Here is a 19,726-nt window from a genome sequence, read left to right as displayed (position 1 = left end):
CTCCCCCCCCTGCTTCTGTTTTACTACACATCGAGTGTTGTGGGGGGGCTCCCCCCCCGCCTGTGGGGGGGGGGTGTCTTTCATACCCCCCCCCCCCCCCCCCCTCCCCGACCATCACGCGGTTAGCGGATCCCCCGCCACCCCTCCGGGTCCACCCCACCCGGCACAGAAGCGGTCTCGTCGTACGGCTGACGCGTGAAGACGAACGACCCGAGGTCCAGGTGGCTGACGGACCCGTCAGGGCGCCGTACCGGCCGTAGAAGCTCCCCGGCGTAGTAGCCCTCCAGACCGGTCCAGGTGCCGTCACCGTTGGCCCGGAAACGTGAGCGGCGGCCCTTGCCCGCCGATGGCTCCAGCGAGGCCTTTCCGTCTGCCGTCAGCCGCAGGGCGAAGCCGTGCGTACCCCAGTACCACTGCCCGGCCAACTCCAGTGCGGCGGCGTCGACTTCGGGCATCGGCCGCCAGGGCTCGGGAATCCTCGGTTCGGCCTCGGCGACGATACGGACGAGGTCAGCGCCCAGCGATGACAGCAGCGGTCCGGAGGTGCAGTTGGCCAGCACCACGGCCGAGACGTCGTCCTCCAGGCTGATGGTGAGGTTCGCCAGGAAGCCGGGCAGCGATCCGGAGTGGCCGATGAGCAGTCGGCCGTCGCGGTGCTGAATCTGGAGGCCGAGACCGTAGGCGGCGCCGTCCACGACATCGGCCGCCTCGGCCGGTGCCGCCGGGGTCCGCATCTCCCGCACGGACTCGGCGCTCAGGACCCGGTCGTCGCCGCTGGCCAGGAAGACGGCAAACTGTGCCAAGTCGCCTGTGGTGGACCAGAGTTGACCGGCGGGCGCCATGAGGCCGAGATCCTCTGCGGGTTCCGGCAGCAGTGCGTCGGCCCACGGATGCACCGCCCAGCCACCCGCGTGGGGCGCCTGCGGCTGAGCGCTCGTGCGATGGAGGCCCAGGGGTTCGAGCACTTCCCGCCGGAGTACGTCCTCCCAGGGCGCACCGCGCAGCTCCTCGACGAGTGCGCCCAACAGCGTGTATCCGGGGTTCGAGTAGTGGAACCGGCGGCCGACCGGATGCAACAGGGGTTGCTCGCCCAGCACATCGCGGAGTTCGGGGCGCACGGAACCGGGCGTCCGTTCCCACCAGGGCGCGGGTGACTCGGCCGCCAACCCGCTGGTGTGCGCGAGCAGTTGGGCGATGGTGGCCTCCCCCGCGCCGGTGCCCGGCAGATGCTTCTCCAGGGGGTCACCGAGATCGAGGACGCCTTCTTCACGCAGCCGCAGTACCAGGACGGCGGTGAACGTCTTGGTGATCGAGCCGATCCGGTACTGCACGTTCTCGTCCGGCCCGTGCCCGTCCACCGAGGTCCGCGCACCGTGCCACACCGCCCGCCCGTCCCGCACCACCGCCGCGACCAACGACGGTGCCCGCCCCTCGGCCTGAGCCACGGCGATCCGATGCAGCAACGCCCGGCGGGTTCCGGGAAGCAAGTCGTCCTGAGATGTCGTCATGCCCCCAGTCCATCCGGCGGGACTGCCCTGCGTCGAGCACATTTCCCAGGACACGGCACCGGGTCGGTCTCCTGCGGCCGTGCAGGGTCTCGCCGCCGATGACATACCGATGAGCTTCCTGCGCCGCGCCGGTCTGTACGCGTGAGACCGACTCACGGAAGGCTGGCGTCATGCGGAAACTGATCTACGGCATGAACCTGACCCTGGACGGCTACATTGCGGCGCCCGGCGACGACATCGGGTGGGGCGGACCGCCGAGCGACGAGCTGTTCCAGTTCTGGTCCGACCAGTTGCAGGCGACCGACCTGTCGCTGTACGGGCGCAAGCTGTGGCAGACGATGAGCTCCCACTGGCCGACCGGCGACCAGCAGCCGGGCGCAACCCCGGCGGAGATCGAGTTCGCGCGCCGCTGGCGGGACATGGCGAAGGTGGTGTTCTCCTCGACAACCGACAAGGTCGACTGGAACACCCGCCTGGTCACCGGCGACGCGGTCGCCGAGATCACCCGCCTCAAGGCCGAGGACGGCGGCCCTATGGACATCGGCGGCGCGACGCTCGCCGGGGCGGCCATGCGGGCCGGGCTGATCGACGAGTACGTGCTGGCCACCGCGCCGGTCCTGGTGGGCGGCGGCACGCCGTTCTTCACCGCGCTGGACAACTGGGTGAACCTGAACCTGGTGGAGACGCGCACGTTTCCCGGCGGCGTGATCCTCACCAGGTACGAGACGCGGCGCTGAGCAGCAGCACCCGCCCACATCGCCCGGTCAGGTCTGTGCCATGTCCACGAAGCGCGAGTAGTGGCCCTGGAAGGCGACGGTGATCGTCGCCGTCGGGCCGTTACGGTGCTTGCCCACGATGATGTCGGCCTCGCCCGCGCGCGGTGACTCCTTCTCATAGGCGTCCTCGCGGTGCAGCAGGATCACCATGTCCGCGTCCTGCTCGATGGAGCCGGACTCACGCAGGTCGGACACCATCGGCTTCTTGTCCGTGCGCTGCTCGGGACCACGGTTGAGCTGTGAGAGCGCGATCACCGGGACCTCCAGCTCCTTCGCCAGAAGCTTGAGGTTTCGGGACATGTCCGAGACCTCCTGCTGACGGCTCTCCTGGCGCTTGGAGCCGCCGGCCTGCATCAGCTGCAGATAGTCGATGATCACGAGCTTGATGTCGCTGCGCTGCTTGAGCCGGCGGCACTTCGCACGGATCTCCATCATCGACAGGTTCGGGGAGTCGTCGATGTAGAGCGGAGCGGACGACACCTCGGGCATCCGCCGGGCCAGCCGGGTCCAGTCCTCGTCGGTCATGGTGCCGGACCGCATGTGGTGCAGGGCGACACGGGCCTCGGCGGACAGCAGACGCATCGCGATCTCGTTGCGCCCCATTTCGAGGGAGAAGATGACGCTCGGCAGGTTGTGCTTGATCGATGCCGCGCGCGCGAAGTCCAGCGCGAGCGTGGACTTGCCCATGGCGGGGCGGGCGGCGATGACGATCATCTGGCCCGGGTGCAGACCATTGGTGAGTGAGTCGAGGTCCGTGAACCCGGTGGGCACACCCGTCATCTCGCCGCTGCGCGAGCCGATCGCCTCGATCTCGTCGAGCGCGCCCTCCATGATGTCGCCGAGCGGGAGGTAGTCCTCGCTGGTCCGCTGCTCGGTGACCGCGTAGATCTCGGCCTGGGCCCGGTTGACGATCTCGTCGACGTCGTCGTCGGCCGCGTACCCCATCTGCGTGATGCGCGTACCTGCCTCGACCAGGCGGCGCAGGACGGCCCGCTCGTGGACGATCTCGGCGTAGTACTCCGCGTTCGCCGCCGTCGGCACGGTCTGGACGAGTGTGTGCAGATACGATGCGCCGCCGACCTTGTTGATCTCACCGCGTTTGGTGAGTTCGGCGGCGATGGTGATCGGGTCGGCCGGCTCGCCCTTGGCGTAGACGTCGAGGATCGCCTGGTAGATCGTCTCGTGAGCGGGCTTGTAGAAGTCGTGGCCCTTGAGGACCTCGACGACGTCGGCGATGGCGTCCTTGGACAGGAGCATGCCGCCGAGTACGGACTGCTCGGCGTCGAGGTCCTGCGGCGGCACGCGTTCGAAGGCCGAGCCCGCGCCCTCCCACTCGCCGCCTTCCCGGCCGCGGTCGTGCTGTTCGTCGCGGCCCCGGCCTCCGTCACCGCGCCGTCGGGAAGCGGGCAGACGATCACTTGGACCGCTCTCGGCCCACGGGTCGTCCAAGGGCTCGGAAATACTCAACCGAGCCACCTCCTCCCGTCCGCCGAGCGGACCTCGCCGTGCCCCTCATTTCTACGGCACGGCACTGACAAATGAGACGCCCAACTCCGGTACGGGCGCGTCGGTTTTGTGTTGGTTCTCAGTCCGACTGACGGGGCGGGTGCCGGTCCACCGTAGGCCCGCGGGCACCGTCAGCCAATCTGGTTATCCACAGGCCATGTGGACGACGGCCCGGATGCTGTGGAGAACCCGCCAAAACCTGTGCACGACCCGGTGGACAGCCCTGTGAACAAGCCCTCCCCGTTCCGATCGCGGCCTATCTGACCTGGCCTTTCCCCGTCCACCGGCTGTGCAGAAGAAAAACTTCTCCAGTCGGCCCAAGATCGCTTCGAACAGTGCGCGAGAGGACACGAGGCGACATCAGAGGTAAGGGTCACATTGCAATTGCATCTCTTACCTGTGGACGATTAGATTAGTGCTCATGACACAGGCTCCCGCGACCACCAGGGCCACCCGACGCCGGCACGACCGCGAGATCGTGATGCTGGCCGTCCCGGCCTTCGGCGCACTCGTCGCCGAGCCCCTCTTCGTCATGGCCGACAGCGCGATCGTGGGTCACCTCGGCACGGCACAACTCGCCGGACTCGGCGTGGCTTCCGCCCTACTGACGACAGCCGTGAGCGTCTTCGTCTTTCTCGCCTACGCCACCACTGCGGCCGTCGCCCGACGCGTCGGCGCGGGTGATCTCCAGGCGGCCATCCGCCAGGGCATGGACGGCATCTGGCTCGCGCTGCTGATCGGTGCCACCGTCATCGCCGTCGTCCTTCCCTCGGCACCCTCCCTCGTCGGCCTCTTCGGCACCTCGGACACGGCGGCCCCCTACGCGACGACCTATCTGCGGATCTCCTCCCTCGGCATCCCGGCCATGCTGGTCGTACTCGCCGCCACCGGAGTCCTGCGCGGACTCCAGAACACAAGGACACCGCTGTACGTCGCCATCACCGGCTTCGTCGCCAACGGCGTCCTCAACCTGGGGCTGGTCTACGGCGCCGACCTCGGTATCGCCGGCTCCGCCTGGGGCACCGTCATCGCCCAATGGGGGATGGCCGCCGTCTATCTCTTCGTGGTCGTCCGCGGAGCCCGTCGGCACGGCGCCTCGCTCCGCCCCGACGCGGCAGGGATCCGAGCCTCGGCGCAGGCGGGTGCACCTCTCCTGGTGCGCACGCTCTCCCTGCGAGCGATCCTCCTGATCGCGACGGCGGTCGCAGCCCGGCTCGGGGACGCCGACATCGCGGCCCACCAGATCATCTTGTCCCTGTGGTCCCTGCTGGCCTTCGCACTCGACGCCATCGCCATCGCGGGCCAGGCCATCATCGGCCGCTACCTCGGTGCGGACGATCCACAAGGCGCCCGAGCCGCCTGCCGCCGCATGGTGCAGTGGGGCATCGCCGTCGGAGTGGTGCTCGGCCTCCTGGTGATCGTATCCCGGCCGCTGTTCCTCCCCCTGTTCACCAGCGACTCCACCGTCAAGGACACCGCCCTGCCCGCCCTGATCATGGTGGCGCTCTCGCAGCCGATCTGCGGTGTCGTCTTCGTCCTGGACGGGGTACTGATGGGCGCGGGAGACGGGCCGTATCTCGCAGGAGCGATGCTGGTGACCCTGGCGGTCTTCGCCCCGGTGGCTCTGCTCGTGCCGGGCTTCGGTGGCGGACTGACCGCTCTCTGGGGAGCGATGACCCTGATGATGGCGGTGCGCATGCTGACCCTCCTGCTGCGCACCTGCTCGGGCCGCTGGGTCGTCACGGGCGCGACCCGCTGACCGTTTCACGTGAAACACCGCCCGCTGCCACGTTTCACGTGAAACATGCGCCCCGTAGCACCGCCTCGGACTCAACATGCGAGCCGCGTCCCGCAGCCCCGACCACAGCAGAGGGGCCGCACCCCAACGGGTGCGGCCCCTCTCTCAGCTGTGCCGAGCGCAGCGGTCAGGCCGCGATGACCTCGATGTTGACCTTGGCGGCAACCTCGGGGTGCAGACGCACGGACGTCTCGTGGGCGCCCAGCGTCTTGATCGGGGCAGACAGCTCGATACGACGCTTGTCGACCTCGGGGCCACCGGAAGCCTTGATCGCCGAAGCGATGTCGGCCGGGGTGACGGAGCCGAAGAGACGACCGGCGTCGCCGGAGCGGACGGCCAGACGAACCTTGACGCCTTCGAGCTGGGCCTTCACGGAGTTGGCCTGCTCGATGGTCTGGATCTCGTGGATCTTGCGAGCACGACGGATCTGCTCGACGTCCTTCTCGCCACCCTTGGTCCAGCGGATAGCGAACTTCCGCGGGATCAGGTAGTTGCGAGCGTAACCGTCCTTGACGTCGACGACGTCGCCCGCGGCACCGAGGCCGGAGACCTCGTGGGTGAGGATGATCTTCATTGGTCGGTCACCCTTCCCTTATCGCGCGGTGGAGGTGTAGGGCAGCAGCGCCATCTCACGGCTGTTCTTCACGGCCGTGGCGACGTCACGCTGGTGCTGCGTGCAGTTGCCGGTCACGCGGCGGGCACGGATCTTGCCGCGGTCGGAAATGAACTTCCGCAGCATGTTCGTGTCCTTGTAGTCCACGTACTGGACCTTGTCCTTGCAGAATGCGCAGACCTTCTTCTTCGGCTTGCGCACAGGCGGCTTCGCCATGGTGTATCTCCTGTGTGATCAAGAAGTGTGGGTACGACCCACCCTCGGCCCGGAGGCCTAGAAGGGGGGTTCGTCCGAGTAGCCGCCGCCACCGCCGGCGCCGCCGGAGTTTCCACCCCAGCCGCCACCGCCGCCGCCCTGGTTGCCACCGGCGGGAGCGCCGGTTGCCCACGGGTCGTCGGCGGGAGCACCGCCGGCCGGCTGACCGCCGCCGGAGTTTCCACCCCAGCCGCCGCCACCCTGGCCACCACCACCGCCGCCGCCGAAGCCGCCGCCCTGGCCACCGCGAGCGCCACCGGCGGTCTTGGTGACCTTGGCCGTGGCACTGCGCAGGCTGGCGCCGACTTCTTCGACGTCCAGTTCGTAGACCGTGCGCTTGACGCCCTCACGGTCCTCGTAGGACCGCTGCTTCAGCCGGCCCTGCACGATGACGCGCATGCCTCGCTGGAGCGATTCGGCGACGTTCTCCGCCGCCTGACGCCAGACCGAGCAGGTGAGGAAGAGGCTTTCGCCGTCCTTCCACTCGTTCGTCTGGCGGTCGAAGGTGCGGGGAGTGGACGCGACACGGAACTTCGCGACCGCCGCACCGGAAGGGGTGAAGCGCAGCTCGGGGTCGTCGACAAGATTGCCGACGACCGTGATGACGGTCTCGCCTGCCATGGGGGAACCTCTCGGCGGGTTTGCTGCTGGCTGCTTGGTGCTGCTACTCGGATCCCGAGATCGGCTGAGCTAGATGCTCAGTGGGTCTCGGGGCGGAGGACCTTGGTCCGGAGGACCGACTCGTTCAGGTTCATCTGGCGGTCGAGCTCCTTGACGACCGCAGGCTCGGCCTGCAGGTCGATGACCGAGTAGATGCCCTCGGGCTTCTTCTTGATCTCGTACGAGAGACGACGACGGCCCCAGGTGTCGACCTTCTCGACCTTTCCGTTGCCCTCACGGACGACGGAGAGGAAGTTCTCGATCAGGGGGGAGACAGCGCGCTCCTCCAGATCGGGGTCGAGGATGACCATCACCTCGTAGTGACGCATGTGGAACCCACCTCCTTTGGACTCAGCGGCCACGGTCGATCCGTGGCAGGAGGGTTGTGATGCGTAAGCAACAGTGTGTGCCAGTAAAACAGCCGCCACTGACATCGGGTGCCCCTTGCGGGGATTCCGATCCGTGACGACGTGGGCAGACACCAGTGCAGAGGGTACAGACTACCCGCACACCGGCTTCCGGTTGAAATCCGGTGGCGGAGAGCGCCAATCTGTACACATCGGGTGTGTCCGGCGCGACGACGCGCCGCCTTCCGCAGGAGGTGCCATATGGCACAGGCATTGCGACCCAACACCGCCGGTTCCCTTTTCGCCACGGACGGCAAGCCCCATCCGCTCCAGGACACGCTGCTCGCGGTGACCGTGGTGCTCGGGCTGACCGCGTTCGTCACGGGCTTCTTCCACCACCTGCATCTGCTCAGCTCATGGACCGGCCTGGTGGGGATCCTCACCGGCGCCTACGGCCAGTGGATCTCGGAGACGACGAGGGAACGCTTCGGCCTGATCCTGGGTCTCGGTGCCGCGGGTGTCGGGTTCTTCCTCGGCATGGCGCACGGCGGACTGTTCGGCGGCGTCATCAGCTGACGCTCCGGCACCACGGTCCGAACACCGCGTAAAACACCACGGAACGCCTCGGCGGCCCACAGGCCGAGGCGCAGGTTGCATACGCCCAGTCGGGGCGCTCGCAAGGCGCAGTAGGCTTCGGCGCGAGAGCCGGAGCCCCTGTACCCATGGGGACACACCAGCCCGAGGAGCGCCCCGAATGAGCCTGACCCTGAGGACCATCAGCCGAGAGCAGCATCTGGCATTCATCCAGAGCCTGCCGTCGGCTAGCCACATGCAGGTCCCGGCATGGGCTGATGTGAAGGCGGAGTGGCGCTCCGAGAACCTCGGCTGGTTCGACGAGAAGACCGGCGAGCTGGTCGGTGCGGGTCTGGTCCTCTACCGCCAACTGCCCAAGATCAAGCGCTACTTGGCCTATCTGCCCGAGGGCCCGGTCATCAACTGGTTCGCGCCGAATCTGGACGACTGGATCCAGCCGATGCTGGCCCACCTCAAGCAGCAGGGCGCGTTCTCGGTGAAGATGGGCCCGCCGGTCATCATCCGGCGCTGGGAGGCCACCTCCATCAAGGCGGGCATCCAGAACCCGGACGTGAAGCGGCTGCGCGACATCGAGGCCGACTACATCGAGCCGCGCGCCTTCGAGGTGGCCGACAAGCTGCGCCGTATGGGCTGGCAGCAGGGTGAGGACGGCGGCGCCGGCTTCGGCGACGTCCAGCCGCGCTACGTCTACCAGGTGCCGCTGGCGAACCGCTCGCTCGAAGAGGTCCACAAGAACTTCAACCAGCTGTGGCGCCGCAACATCAAGAAGGCCGAGAAGGCCGGTGTCGAGGTCGTCCAGGGCGGCTACCACGACCTCGAGGAATGGCAGCGGCTGTACGAGATCACGGCCGTGCGCGACCACTTCCGGCCCCGCCCGCTGTCGTACTTCCAGCGCATGTGGACGGCCCTCAACACCGAGGACCCCAACCGGATGCGGCTGTACTTCGCCCGGCACAACGGGGTGAACCTGTCGGCGGCGACGATGCTCGTGGTCGGCGGACACGTCTGGTACTCCTACGGCGCCTCCGACAACATCGGCCGTGAGGTCCGGCCCTCGAACGCGATGCAGTGGCGGATGCTGCGCGACGCCTACGCGCTCGGCGCCACCGTCTACGACCTGCGCGGCATCTCCGACTCGCTGGACGAGACCGACCACCTCTTCGGTCTGATCCAGTTCAAGGTGGGCACCGGCGGACAGGCCGCCGAGTACCTGGGCGAGTGGGACTTCCCGCTGAACAAGCTGCTCCACAAGGCGCTCGACATCTACATGTCGCGCCGCTGACCTGACGGTCCTTGCTTCGATACCGTCGACAGTTCTCATACTCCTGATACACCGCAGCCACCCGAAAGGTTCCAGGTCCGGCCATGGCGCTCACGCTCTACGTCGACACTGCGCGCTGGCGGGCGCATCACAAGCACGTGGCCGGGCAGTTCCCGGGGCTCGTCCCGGTCTGCAAGGGCAACGGCTACGGCTTCGGGCACGAGCGGCTGGCGGAGGAGGCGACGCGTCTGGGCGCGGACGTCCTCGCCGTCGGCACGACGTACGAGGCCGCCCGGATCAAGGACTGGTTCGGGGGCGACCTGCTGGTGCTGACGCCCTACCGCCGCGGCGAGGAGCCGGTTCCGCTGCCGGACCGGGTGATCCGCTCGGTGTCGTCCATCGACGGTGTGTACGGCCTCGTGGGCGCCCGTGTGGTCATCGAGGTGATGTCCTCGATGAAGCGGCACGGCGTCAGCGAGCAGGAACTGCCGCAGCTGCACTCGGCCATAGAGAACGTCCGCCTGGAGGGCTTCGCCATCCACCTCCCGCTGGACCGCACCGACGGCTCGGACGCCGTCGAGGAGGTCATCGGCTGGATGGACCGGCTGCGGGCCGCGCGGCTGCCTTTGCACACGATGTTCGTCAGCCACCTCAAGGCCGAGGAACTCGCCCGGCTGCAGCAGCAGTTCCCGCAGACCCACTTCCGGGCCCGTATCGGCACCCGGCTGTGGCTGGGGGACCACGAGGCCACCGAATACCGCGGGGCGGTCCTGGACGTCACCCGGGTCTCCAAGGGCGACCGCTTCGGCTACCGGCAGCAGAAGGCGGCCTCGGACGGCTATCTGGTGGTCGTGGCGGGCGGTACGTCGCACGGGGTGGGCCTGGAGGCCCCCAAGGCGCTGCACGGCGTCATGCCGCGCGCCAAGGGCGTCGCCCGCGCGGGTCTGGCCACGGTGAACCGGAACCTTTCTCCGTTCGTCTGGGACGGCAAGCAGCGCTGGTTCGCGGAGCCTCCGCACATGCAGGTCTCGATCCTGTTCGTGCCGGCGGAAGCGGCAGAGCCGAAGGTCGGCGAGGAGCTGGTGGCCCATCTGCGGCACACCACAACCCAGTTCGACCGGCTCGTCGATCGCTGAGCCTCTCCTGAACAGCCGGAAGGCCGTACACGGAACCTCCCGTGTACGGCCTTTCGCGTGGTCCCGCCGAGCCCTGTTCGCTCAGAGCGAACGGTCGACCGTCCCCTCGCCGCCCCACTCCACCTGCGGTCCGTCGAAGGGGGCCGCGTGCCGTCCGGGACGGGCCGCGGACCCGAACACGAACACGTCCTCCGCCCGGTCGAGCACCCCGCCCGAGGGGTCGTCGTCGCCCGCCAGGCGCACGACGTCCCGTTCCGGCATGAGGATGTCGCGCACGATCACGGCGCACAGGTAGAGCGTGCCCAGGAGGTGCAGGCCGATGGCCCAGTGATAGCCGTCGGTCGGCAGGCCCTTGTGGGCGTTTCCGCTGGTCGTGTACGCGAGGTACATCCAGATGCCCAGGAAGTACGCCACCTCGCACGCCTGCCAGATCAGGAAGTCCCGCCACTTCGGCCGGGCCAGCACGGCCAGCGGGACCAGCCACAGTACGTACTGCGGCGAGTAGACCTTGTTGGTCAGGATGAACGCGGCGACGATCAGGAAGGCCAGCTGGGCGAAGCGCGGCCGGCGCGGAGCGGTCAGCGTGAGTGCCGCGATGGCTCCGCAGCACAGGAGCATCAGCAGGGTGGCGAAGGTGTTGACGGTGCCGGTGCTGAGCGGGTCGCTGGAGTTCTGGGCCAGGATCAGCCAGAAGGACCCGAAGTCGACGCCCCGTTCCTGGCTGAACGTGTAGAACTTCGACCAGCCGTCGAAGGCGAAGAGCATCACCGGCAGGTTCACCGCCAGCCAGGCCACGGCGGTTCCGCCGAACGCCTTCCCGAAGTCCCGCCACTTGCCCGCCCGCCAGCACAGCAGGAACAAGGGGCCGAGGAGAAAGACGGGATACAGCTTGGCGGCCGTTGCAAGGCCCAACAGGACGCCGAAAGCGAGCGAACGGCCCCGGGACCACATCAGCATCGCCGAGGCCGTCAGAGCGACCGCCAGCAGGTCCCAGTTGATGGTGGCGGTCAGCGCGAAGGCGGGTGCCAGGGCGACCAGCAGTCCGTCCCAGGGGCGGCGGGCGTGCGTGCGGCTGACGCAGACGACGATGACGGCCGCGCACACCATCAGCATCCCGGCGTTGACCATCCAGTACCACTGTTCCTGGTGCTGGATGCTGCCGCTGCCCGGTGTGAGCCAGGCGGCCACCTCCATGAACACACCGGTCAGGACCGGGTATTCGAGGTACTGCATGTCGCCGGGGAGCTTGTCGAAGTACGGCACGAGCCCGTCGGCGAAGCCGCGCCCCTGGTAGAGGTGCGGGATGTCCGAGTAGCACGCGTGCGTGTACTGCGAACTCGCGCCGAAGAACCAACCGCTGTTGTAGCAGGGCGCCTTCTGGACCAGGCCGAGGGCGAACATACCGATCGCCACCAGCGCGACGACCCGTACGGGAGTCCACCAGGACGCCCCGAGAAGGGCCCGCCGGCCGATGGGGCCACCGATCAGTTCGCTACCGGCGGCGGCGACCTGGTCGACCTTGGTCGGCTTCACCGGATCCGGCTCGTGCACGCTCGTGGGCGTCAGTTCTGCACTGGGCATGGGGGACATCCTGCCGCATGCACCTGAGAGCGACATGCCGTCCTGACAGCCGGCATATTGCTTTGAATTGATACACCCCAATTACGAATTTTATTAATATTGCAGGGCCCGGTCGACCATAACTACGATCAAGGCGAGGTGAAGATTCACTCAACAATTGGGGGATGGATGATTAAATTCGCAAGATTCGGCCTGATCGGCGTCACTTCCGCACTGTTCGTGGGTTTCGCGGCCAGCCCTTCGCAGGCGCTCGTGGTGCACACCGCCGAATGCGCCGCCACCGGCTCCCAAGGGTCTCTCATCACCACCGGGTGGGATTACAACGACTTCGGCATCCCCAATCTCACCATGACCGTGCGGGACACCGGCGCCGACGGGCACCACGTGCAGATTCGCCTGCTGGTGGGCTACGCGGACACCACCGACTATCTCAAGTGGCACTACGACTACGACGGAGCCGGCAGCTCCACGGTGGTCAACTCCTACGTGCCCGCCGGCGGCGGCCAGATCGCCGATGTCGGGATCGAGGTGGCGACTTACGAGGGAAGCTCTCTGGTTTCCCACTGCATCAGCTGGGTCTGACCCACAAAAGCACAAAAGGCCCCGGCTGCTCAGTCCTCGCGCTGGGGGCCGGTACGCATAAAGGCCGGTGTTCGGCGCCTTTCCACGGCGCCGAACACCGGCCTTCTGCTATCGGTCAGCCGTTTGCGCCGCCGAAGATACCCCCGTTGCCGTTGCCATTGTTGGTGCCGCTGGACTCCGTCGCGGTGGCCGTGTCCGTCGGCGTGGACGTCGTGCCTCCGTCGGTGCCCCCGGTGTCACTGCACTGCCAGCTGAACCGGCAGGACTCGCTCGCCGACGGCGACGAACTCGGCGTCTCACTCGGCGTCTCGCTCGGCGTCTCGCTGGGCGTCTCGCTCGGCGTCACCACGGGCGTCGGAGAGGGCGACGGTGCGCCGTCCTCGTTCTGGACCTTGTCGATCTTGGTGGCATCCGGGAAGCCCGGATCGGAGGCCCCCTTGAGTGCGGCCTCCATGTACTCGGTCCAGATCGACGTCGGAATGTCACCACCGTGAATGGACGCCACGCCCGCCGTACCGTTCATGGAGAGCAGTTCGGCGTCCTTGGGGTTCTCCCTGAACATCGCGATCGACGTCGAGAGCTGCTGGGTGTAGCCGACGAACCAGGCCGACTTGTTGCTGTCGGTGGTACCGGTCTTGCCGGCCGCCGCACGGCCCAGCGCCTTCGCGTTCTTGGCCGTACCGTTCTGGATGACGTTCTCCAGGGTGTCCGTGACGTTGTTCGCCACGTTCTCCGGCATCGCCTGCTTCACCGCGGGCTTGGCGAAGCCGGGCACCGGCTGTCCGCCCTGCTTGACGGACGTCACCGAGTACGGGTCCGCCTGCTTGCCCGAGGCGGCGAACGTCGCGTAGGCGTCGGCCATCCGGATCGCGCTGGGTGTCGACGTACCGATGGCGAAGGACGCGTTGAGATCCTTCGTCATGCTGGCGTCCAGGATGCCCGCCGACTTGGCGACGGCCTTCACCTTCGTCATCCCGACGTCCATACCGAGCTGCACGTACGGCGTGTTGATGGACTGCTCCATCGCCTTGCGCAGCGTGATGTAGCCCCAGGGATATTTGCTCTCGTTGTTCTGGTAGAAGATCGAGTTGTCCTTGTTCAGGACGTATGTGCCGTCCTGGTTTCGGACCTTGAGATGGTCGTCGCCGTTGTACTTGCTCAGCGGCGAGATACCGACGCCGTCGGTCTTGTACGTGCCGTACTCCATGGCCGCGGCGAGCACGAACGGCTTCCAGGTCGAACCCACGGGGACACCCGAGGTGTCGGCGTTGTTGGTGAAGTGGCCGTTCTCGTAACCGTCACCTCCGTAGAGGGCGACGATCGCTCCGTCCTTGGGCCTCACCGACGCCGCGCCGAACTGGACGTACTTGTCCAGACTGCGCTTCTTCGGGTCGATGCGGTCCGCCTGGACCTTCTTCACGGCCGCGCTCAGTTCGTCGACCTTGTTCTTCTCGAAGGTCGTGTAGATCTGGAAGCCGCCCTTGTCGAACTCGGTCTGCGAGATGTTCGAGTGGTTCAGGACGTACTTCTTGGCCGTGTCGACCAGGTAGCTGATCTGCCCCGTCATGCCCTTGGTCGCCTTCAGGCCCTGGGGCTGGGGGTACTTCTTGATGGCCGTCTGGTACTCGGCGTCCGTGATGTGCTTGTCGTTGTGCATCTGCTCGAGGATCCAGCTCCAGCGGGCCTCTGAGCGCTTGCGGTTGGCTTCGGCGGTCGCCGCGGGGTCGATGTTCGTGGCGCCGATCGGGTCGTAGTACGTCGGACCCTTCAACAGCGCCGCGAGGAAGGCGCACTGCGCCGGCTTGAGATCCACCGCGTTCACGCCGTAGTAGGTCTGCGCGGCGGCCTGTATGCCGTAGGCGCCGCGGCCGTAGTACGAGGTGTTCAGGTAGCCCTGGAGGACCTGCTCCTTGCTGAGCGACGTGCCCACCTTGATGGAGATGAACATCTCCTTGAACTTACGGGTGACCGTCTGTTCCTGGCTGAGGTAGGTGTTCTTGACGAACTGCTGGGTGATCGTCGAACCACCCTGCGTCTGACCGCCCTTGGCCATGTTGACCAGGGCCCGGGCGATACCCATGGGGTCGACGCCCGAGTCCGAGTAGAAGCTCTTGTTCTCGGCGGAGATCACCGACCACTGCATGGCCTTCGGGATGTCGGCGATGGTGATGTTCTGACGGTTGGCACCGGTGCCCGTGGCAACCATCTGATCGCCGTTGGACCAGTAGTAGACGTTGTTCTGCGACTGGGCCGCGGTGTTCTCGCTGGGGATGCTGACCATCGCGTAGCCGACACCGACCGCGGCCACGATGCTGCCGAAGAACACCAGGCACAGGCTGGAGACAAGCCGCCAGGAGGGCACCCAGCGGCGCCATCCGTACTTGTCGAAGCGCGGATAGTCGATGAACCTCTTCTTGCCGGGCGCGGAAGCGCGTCCTCTGCCTCGGCCGGGCCCGTTCGAGCCACCTGGACCGCGGCCCGCCGGCTCGGCCCCTCTGCGACGGCCGCCGCCTCTCTGCGCGGCCCGGCGGGCTTCGGCACGGCTGCCGTACTGGCGGTCGTCGCCCCCGGAAGCGGCGGGGTTGGACCCATAGGAATCGGATGGAGACCCGGTGGTGGCGCCTCGCGGTGCCGCGCGGCGGCCGGAGGTCGGTCCGGACTGGCCGCGTCGGTCCGCGGCACGTCCGCCTCCCTGCGGCTGCGGCGGTTTGCGACGGTGCTCGCTCATCGAACGATTACTCCTCGGGCAGGCGCACCCGTGCGCGCCTGGAAACGGCGGCTGGTTTCCGGTCCCCCCGAAGTACGGATGTGGTCGGTGCTGCATTCATCCGTACCGCACCGGGGACGTTGACGCCCCCACGCGTCACTTGGTTCCCGGTGGTGTGCATGCCGCACAGACTACGCACCGTCAAAACCTGCTTAGCCCCGAAGTTCACCCCAAATCAGGCAACTTGATTCCAACGAATCAGTGATGTGACGGCGGTCACCATCTCCCCACTTGTCGCATCCGGAAGGCCGTTCTATCGTCTGGATGTATCGAGTCGATACATCAGCTCGGCATAAGGACCGTCACGGTCGGACCGCGGACAGCGAGGAGGCGACGATGAGCCGGCGTTCCGGCATCCTCGAGTTCGCCATCCTCGGCCTGCTCCGCGAATCCCCGATGCACGGCTATGAGCTGCGCAAACGACTCAATACGTCACTGGGTGTGTTCCGTGCGTTCAGCTACGGGACGCTCTATCCCTGCCTCAAGACGCTGGTCGCCAACGGCTGGTTGATCGAGGAGACGGGGAACACTCCTGAGGACGCCCTCACGGCCACACTCGCGGGGCGTCGCGCCAAGATCGTCTACCGGTTGACGGCGGAAGGTAAGGAGCACTTCGAGGAGCTGCTCTCGCAGACGGGACCCGACGCGTACGAGGACGAACATTTCGCCGCTCGTTTCGCCTTCTTCGGGCAGACGTCACGCGACGTACGCATGCACGTACTGGAGGGCCGCCGCAGCCGGCTGGAGGAGCGTCTGGAGAAGATGCGTGCCTCCCTGGCGCGGACCCGGGAGCGCCTCGACGACTACACCCTTGAGCTCCAGCGCCACGGAATGGAGTCCGTGGAGCGCGAAGTGCGCTGGCTGAACGAGCTCATCGAGAGCGAGCGGGCCGGACGTGACCTGAAGGGTCCCGTTCCGGACGGCACCGCTCAGCAGGACAGCACATCCGGGGAGTCGGGCGGCCTGCCCCGGCTCGGGGGTGCCACCCCCGGGCCGGATCCGTCCGACGAAACCACCACATGAGGTCCAGTCAGGGCCTCACCTCGCACACACAGGGAGCAACCGGAATGGGTTCGGTTCGCGTAGCCATCGTCGGCGTGGGCAACTGCGCCGCCTCACTGGTACAGGGCGTCGAGTACTACAAGGACGCCGATCCGGCGGCCAAGGTGCCGGGTCTGATGCACGTCCAGTTCGGCGACTACCACGTCGGTGACGTCGAGTTCGTCGCCGCGTTCGACGTCGACGCGAAGAAGGTCGGCCTCGACCTCTCCGACGCCATCGGTGCCAGTGAGAACAACACCATCAAGATCTGCGACGTCCCGAACAAGGGCGTCACGGTCCAGCGCGGTCACACCCTCGACGGCCTGGGCAAGTACTACCGCATGACGATCGAGGAGTCCGACGAGACCCCGGTCGACGTGGTCCAGGTCCTCAAGGACAAGCAGGTCGACGTCCTCATCTGCTACCTGCCCGTCGGCTCCGAGGACGCGGCGAAGTTCTACGCCCAGTGCGCCATCGACGCCAAGGTCGCCTTCGTCAACGCCCTCCCGGTCTTCATCGCCGGCACCAAGGAGTGGGCGGACAAGTTCACCGAGGCCGGCGTTCCGATCGTCGGCGACGACATCAAGTCCCAGGTCGGCGCCACCATCACGCACCGTGTGATGGCGAAGCTGTTCGAGGACCGCGGTGTCCGCCTCGAGCGCACGATGCAGCTCAACGTCGGCGGCAACATGGACTTCAAGAACATGTTGGAGCGCGACCGCCTCGAGTCCAAGAAGATCTCGAAGACGCAGGCCGTCACTTCGCAGATCCCGGACCGCGACCTGGGCGAGAAGAACGTCCACATCGGCCCGTCGGACTACGTCCAGTGGCTCGACGACCGCAAGTGGGCCTACGTCCGCCTCGAAGGCCGTGCCTTCGGCGACGTCCCGCTGAACCTGGAGTACAAGCTCGAGGTCTGGGACTCCCCGAACTCCGCGGGTGTCATCATCGACGCCCTGCGCGCCGCGAAGATCGCCAAGGACCGCGGCATCGGCGGCCCGATCCTCTCCGCGTCGAGCTACTTCATGAAGTCCCCGCCGGTGCAGTACTTCGACGACGAGGCCTACGCGAACGTCGAGAAGTTCATCAAGGGCGAGGTCGAGCGCTAAGCCCCGCCCGTCCGGTCGTCGAGGGTCCCCGGGGCATTCCGCCCGGGGACCCTCCTCGTATGTGAGGCTGTGCCCATGGCCGTCGTCCGTGACCTGCGCGTCCTTCTGCGCTTCCAGGGCTTCCGCCGCCTGCTCGCCGTACGCCTCCTCTCCCAGGGCGCGGACGGCGTCTACCAGGTCGCACTCGCCGCCTACGTCGTCTTCTCCCCGGAGAAACAGACCTCGGCCGGCTCGATCGCCTCCGCGATGGCGGTCCTGCTCCTCCCGTACTCCCTCATCGGCCCCTTCGCCGGCGTCCTCCTGGACCGCTGGCGCCGCCGCCAGGTCTTCCTCTACGGCAACCTGCTGCGCTCCCTGCTGGCCGCGGCCACCGCCGTCCTGATGGTGAGCCACGTCCCGGACTGGCTTTTCTACGCCTCCGCGCTGTGCGTCACCGCCGTCAACCGCTTCGTCCTCGCTGGCCTGTCCGCCGCGCTCCCTCGCGTGGTCGACGACGAACGGCTCGTCCTCGCCAACTCCCTTTCCCCCACGGCCGGAACACTCGCGGCAACCGCGGGCGGCGGCCTCGCCTTCGTCGTCCGCCTGCTGGTCGCGGACACCGACTCCACGGTGGTCCTGCTGGGCGCCGCCCTGTACCTCTGCGCGGCCCTCGCCTCCTTGCGCATGGCCCCCGAACTCCTCGGCCCCGACCTCGCGTTGACCCGGCCCCGACTGGCAACTGCCCTCGCCGGCACCGCCCGGGACCTGAGAGCGGCGCTACGGCATCTCGCCGCGCCGCAACGCCGGCAGGCGGTCCGGGCCCTCCTCGCGATGACACTGATGCGCTTCTGCTACGGCGCCCTGACGGTCCTGCTGCTGATGCTCTGCCGGTACGCCCTGTCGTCGACCTCGGACGACGGACTGCGCCTGCTGGGGCTGGCGTTGGGGGTCTCCGGCGCCGGCTTCTTCGTGGCGGCCGTGGTGACACCCTGGGCCGCCGGACGACTGGGTCCCGGCCGCTGGATCGCCGTGTGCGCGGCGGCCGCCGCGGTCCTGGAACCTGCCCTCGGCCTCCCGTTCACCACCGCCCCGATGCTGGCGGCGGCCTTCGTCCTGGGCCTGACCACACAGGGCGCGAAGATCGCCACGGACACGATCGTCCAGTTCTCGGTCCACGACGGCTTCCGCGGCCGGATCTTCTCCGTCTACGACGTCCTGTTCAACGTCGCCTTCGTCGGCGCGGCTGCGATGGCCGCCCTGGTGCTGCCGCCGGACGGCCGCTCGGTGACGCTGGTGGTCACGGTCGCCGTTATCTACTCGGCGGTTGCTGCGGCTATGGCCCACTTTGAACGCCGGAAAGTGTCACATCACTGATACGGAGTCCATCCGGGGCACAGCGGTGTCAGTGGGTGCCGGTAACTTACGTGCGTCTTACTTCGCACCATGCCGCGTGCCAAGCCGCGTCATGCGCCCACGTTCCAGGGGGGACCCCGAATGACAACTCCGCCGCCTCAGAGCCCGAACCCATACGCCCAGGGCCAGCAGCCCTACGGCCAGCCTCAGGCGCAGGCCCCGTACCCGCCCCAGGGGCAGGCCCCTTACCCGCCCCAGGGCGGCTACCCGCAGCAGCCCGGCCAGCCCGGGTTCCCGCCACAGGGCGCGGCTCCGTTCGCCCCGGTCCCGGCGCAGCCCAAGCGCAAGTTCAGCCCCAAGCTGATACGGCTCGCCATCATCCTCGTGATCGGCATCGGCGCTGCCATCTACGGCGTCATATCGAGTCAGCACGACGCCGACACGGCAAAGGTCGGCGACTGCATGCACCGCGGCAGCACCAGCGACACCAACCCGGACCTCAAGGTCGTGAAGTGCAGCGACGCGAAGGCCCAGTACACGGTGCTGGCCAAGATCAGCGGCAACTACTCCGAGGCCGAGGCGGAGAGCAAGTGCACGGCGGCCGCGAAGGACTTCCAGTACTCGTACACCGAGAGCGGTGACGGCAGCGACTTCCTGCTCTGCCTGAAGGACTACAAGAAGTAAGGCAGTTACGACGCGGGGCGGTGTCTCATGTTTCACGTGAAACACCGCCCCTGATGCTGTCCGGGGTCATGTTTCACGTGAAACAAGACCACGGTCAACACCCTCAGCGAGCCGAGGCACACACAGCCCTTTTGGGGGCCGACCCACCCGACGGAGCCCCCTGCCCGGTGGCCCCC

18 protein-coding genes are annotated in these 19,726 nt (G+C 67.4%); 10 read left to right on the top strand and 8 right to left on the bottom strand.

Annotated features, from left to right (window positions below; all coding sequences use genetic code 11):
• Window positions 1–122: 122 nt before the first annotated feature.
• Window positions 123–1,508, bottom strand: coding sequence for a serine hydrolase domain-containing protein (locus ACFXC1_RS26750; RefSeq protein WP_381246603.1), 1,386 nt, complete (start codon window positions 1,506–1,508; stop codon window positions 123–125).
• A 170-nt stretch (window positions 1,509–1,678) separates the two neighbouring features.
• Between ACFXC1_RS26750 and ACFXC1_RS26745 the strand changes: the two genes are divergently transcribed.
• The gene (locus tag ACFXC1_RS26745) at window positions 1,679–2,245 is read left to right on the top strand and encodes a dihydrofolate reductase family protein (RefSeq protein ID WP_381246600.1); all 567 of its coding nucleotides are present in this window, start codon (window positions 1,679–1,681) and stop codon (window positions 2,243–2,245) included.
• A gap of 27 nt (window positions 2,246–2,272) precedes the next feature.
• Here the strand turns inward: ACFXC1_RS26745 and dnaB are convergent, their stop codons facing one another.
• Window positions 2,273–3,751: a replicative DNA helicase gene (dnaB, locus tag ACFXC1_RS26740; protein ID WP_200713270.1), complete on the bottom strand. Its 1,479-nt coding sequence runs from the start codon at window positions 3,749–3,751 to the stop codon at window positions 2,273–2,275.
• Between the two features lie 460 nt (window positions 3,752–4,211).
• Between dnaB and ACFXC1_RS26735 the strand changes: the two genes are divergently transcribed.
• The gene (locus ACFXC1_RS26735) at window positions 4,212–5,549 is read left to right on the top strand and encodes an MATE family efflux transporter (protein ID WP_381246597.1); all 1,338 of its coding nucleotides are present in this window, start codon (window positions 4,212–4,214) and stop codon (window positions 5,547–5,549) included.
• Between the two features lie 166 nt (window positions 5,550–5,715).
• Here ACFXC1_RS26735 and rplI read toward each other — a convergent pair whose 3' ends face one another.
• The 4 genes from rplI to rpsF form a co-directional block, all read right to left on the bottom strand.
• Window positions 5,716–6,162 carry a 50S ribosomal protein L9 gene (rplI, locus tag ACFXC1_RS26730; protein ID WP_019073380.1) on the bottom strand — a complete coding sequence of 149 codons (447 nt, stop codon included), beginning with the start codon at window positions 6,160–6,162 and terminating at the stop codon, window positions 5,716–5,718.
• An 18-nt stretch (window positions 6,163–6,180) separates the two neighbouring features.
• The gene (gene rpsR, locus ACFXC1_RS26725; RefSeq protein ID WP_006381652.1) at window positions 6,181–6,417 is read right to left on the bottom strand and encodes a 30S ribosomal protein S18; all 237 of its coding nucleotides are present in this window, start codon (window positions 6,415–6,417) and stop codon (window positions 6,181–6,183) included.
• A 57-nt stretch (window positions 6,418–6,474) separates the two neighbouring features.
• Window positions 6,475–7,077: a single-stranded DNA-binding protein gene (locus ACFXC1_RS26720; protein WP_362984515.1), complete on the bottom strand. Its 603-nt coding sequence runs from the start codon at window positions 7,075–7,077 to the stop codon at window positions 6,475–6,477.
• A 77-nt stretch (window positions 7,078–7,154) separates the two neighbouring features.
• Entirely contained in the window at window positions 7,155–7,445 is a 291-nt protein-coding gene (gene rpsF / locus ACFXC1_RS26715) for a 30S ribosomal protein S6 (RefSeq protein ID WP_006604399.1), read from the bottom strand.
• A 279-nt stretch (window positions 7,446–7,724) separates the two neighbouring features.
• Between rpsF and ACFXC1_RS26710 the strand changes: the two genes are divergently transcribed.
• From ACFXC1_RS26710 to ACFXC1_RS26700, 3 genes are all read left to right on the top strand, one after another.
• Window positions 7,725–8,039, top strand: a complete 315-nt coding sequence (locus tag ACFXC1_RS26710) for a hypothetical protein (RefSeq protein WP_019073378.1) — start codon at window positions 7,725–7,727, stop codon at window positions 8,037–8,039.
• A gap of 178 nt (window positions 8,040–8,217) precedes the next feature.
• Window positions 8,218–9,339: a peptidoglycan bridge formation glycyltransferase FemX gene (femX, locus tag ACFXC1_RS26705; RefSeq protein ID WP_381246592.1), complete on the top strand. Its 1,122-nt coding sequence runs from the start codon at window positions 8,218–8,220 to the stop codon at window positions 9,337–9,339.
• Between the two features lie 83 nt (window positions 9,340–9,422).
• Window positions 9,423–10,454, top strand: a complete 1,032-nt coding sequence (locus ACFXC1_RS26700) for an alanine racemase (RefSeq protein WP_381246589.1) — start codon at window positions 9,423–9,425, stop codon at window positions 10,452–10,454.
• An 81-nt stretch (window positions 10,455–10,535) separates the two neighbouring features.
• Here the strand turns inward: ACFXC1_RS26700 and ACFXC1_RS26695 are convergent, their stop codons facing one another.
• The gene (locus ACFXC1_RS26695; RefSeq protein WP_381246586.1) at window positions 10,536–12,035 is read right to left on the bottom strand and encodes a glycosyltransferase family 87 protein; all 1,500 of its coding nucleotides are present in this window, start codon (window positions 12,033–12,035) and stop codon (window positions 10,536–10,538) included.
• Between the two features lie 168 nt (window positions 12,036–12,203).
• Here ACFXC1_RS26695 and ACFXC1_RS26690 point away from each other — a divergent pair, with 168 nt between their 5' ends.
• On the top strand, window positions 12,204–12,617 hold the full coding sequence (locus tag ACFXC1_RS26690) for a hypothetical protein (RefSeq protein ID WP_381246584.1): 414 nt from the start codon (window positions 12,204–12,206) through the stop codon (window positions 12,615–12,617).
• A 115-nt stretch (window positions 12,618–12,732) separates the two neighbouring features.
• On the opposite strand, the gene ACFXC1_RS26685 is transcribed toward ACFXC1_RS26690, so the two are convergent.
• Entirely contained in the window at window positions 12,733–15,345 is a 2,613-nt protein-coding gene (locus ACFXC1_RS26685; RefSeq protein WP_381246582.1) for a transglycosylase domain-containing protein, read from the bottom strand.
• Between the two features lie 375 nt (window positions 15,346–15,720).
• Between ACFXC1_RS26685 and ACFXC1_RS26680 the strand changes: the two genes are divergently transcribed.
• The 4 genes from ACFXC1_RS26680 to ACFXC1_RS26665 all read left to right on the top strand — a co-directional run bounded on the left by ACFXC1_RS26680 (window position 15,721) and on the right by ACFXC1_RS26665 (window position 19,550).
• On the top strand, window positions 15,721–16,407 hold the full coding sequence (locus ACFXC1_RS26680; RefSeq protein WP_381246580.1) for a PadR family transcriptional regulator: 687 nt from the start codon (window positions 15,721–15,723) through the stop codon (window positions 16,405–16,407).
• Between the two features lie 44 nt (window positions 16,408–16,451).
• On the top strand, window positions 16,452–17,534 hold the full coding sequence (locus tag ACFXC1_RS26675; RefSeq protein ID WP_328830386.1) for an inositol-3-phosphate synthase: 1,083 nt from the start codon (window positions 16,452–16,454) through the stop codon (window positions 17,532–17,534).
• Between the two features lie 75 nt (window positions 17,535–17,609).
• Window positions 17,610–18,887, top strand: a complete 1,278-nt coding sequence (locus tag ACFXC1_RS26670) for an MFS transporter (RefSeq protein ID WP_381246577.1) — start codon at window positions 17,610–17,612, stop codon at window positions 18,885–18,887.
• A 120-nt stretch (window positions 18,888–19,007) separates the two neighbouring features.
• Complete coding sequence (locus ACFXC1_RS26665) at window positions 19,008–19,550, top strand: LppU/SCO3897 family protein (RefSeq protein WP_381246574.1); 543 nt, start codon at window positions 19,008–19,010, stop codon at window positions 19,548–19,550.
• Window positions 19,551–19,726 lie beyond the last annotated feature (176 nt).

The sequence above is a fragment of the Streptomyces hokutonensis genome (genome assembly GCF_042751305.1).
Lineage (GTDB): Bacteria > Actinomycetota > Actinomycetes > Streptomycetales > Streptomycetaceae > Streptomyces > Streptomyces hokutonensis_A.
Note: the sequence above shows the minus strand (reverse complement) of the source record. Positions and strands in the feature narration are given on the sequence as shown.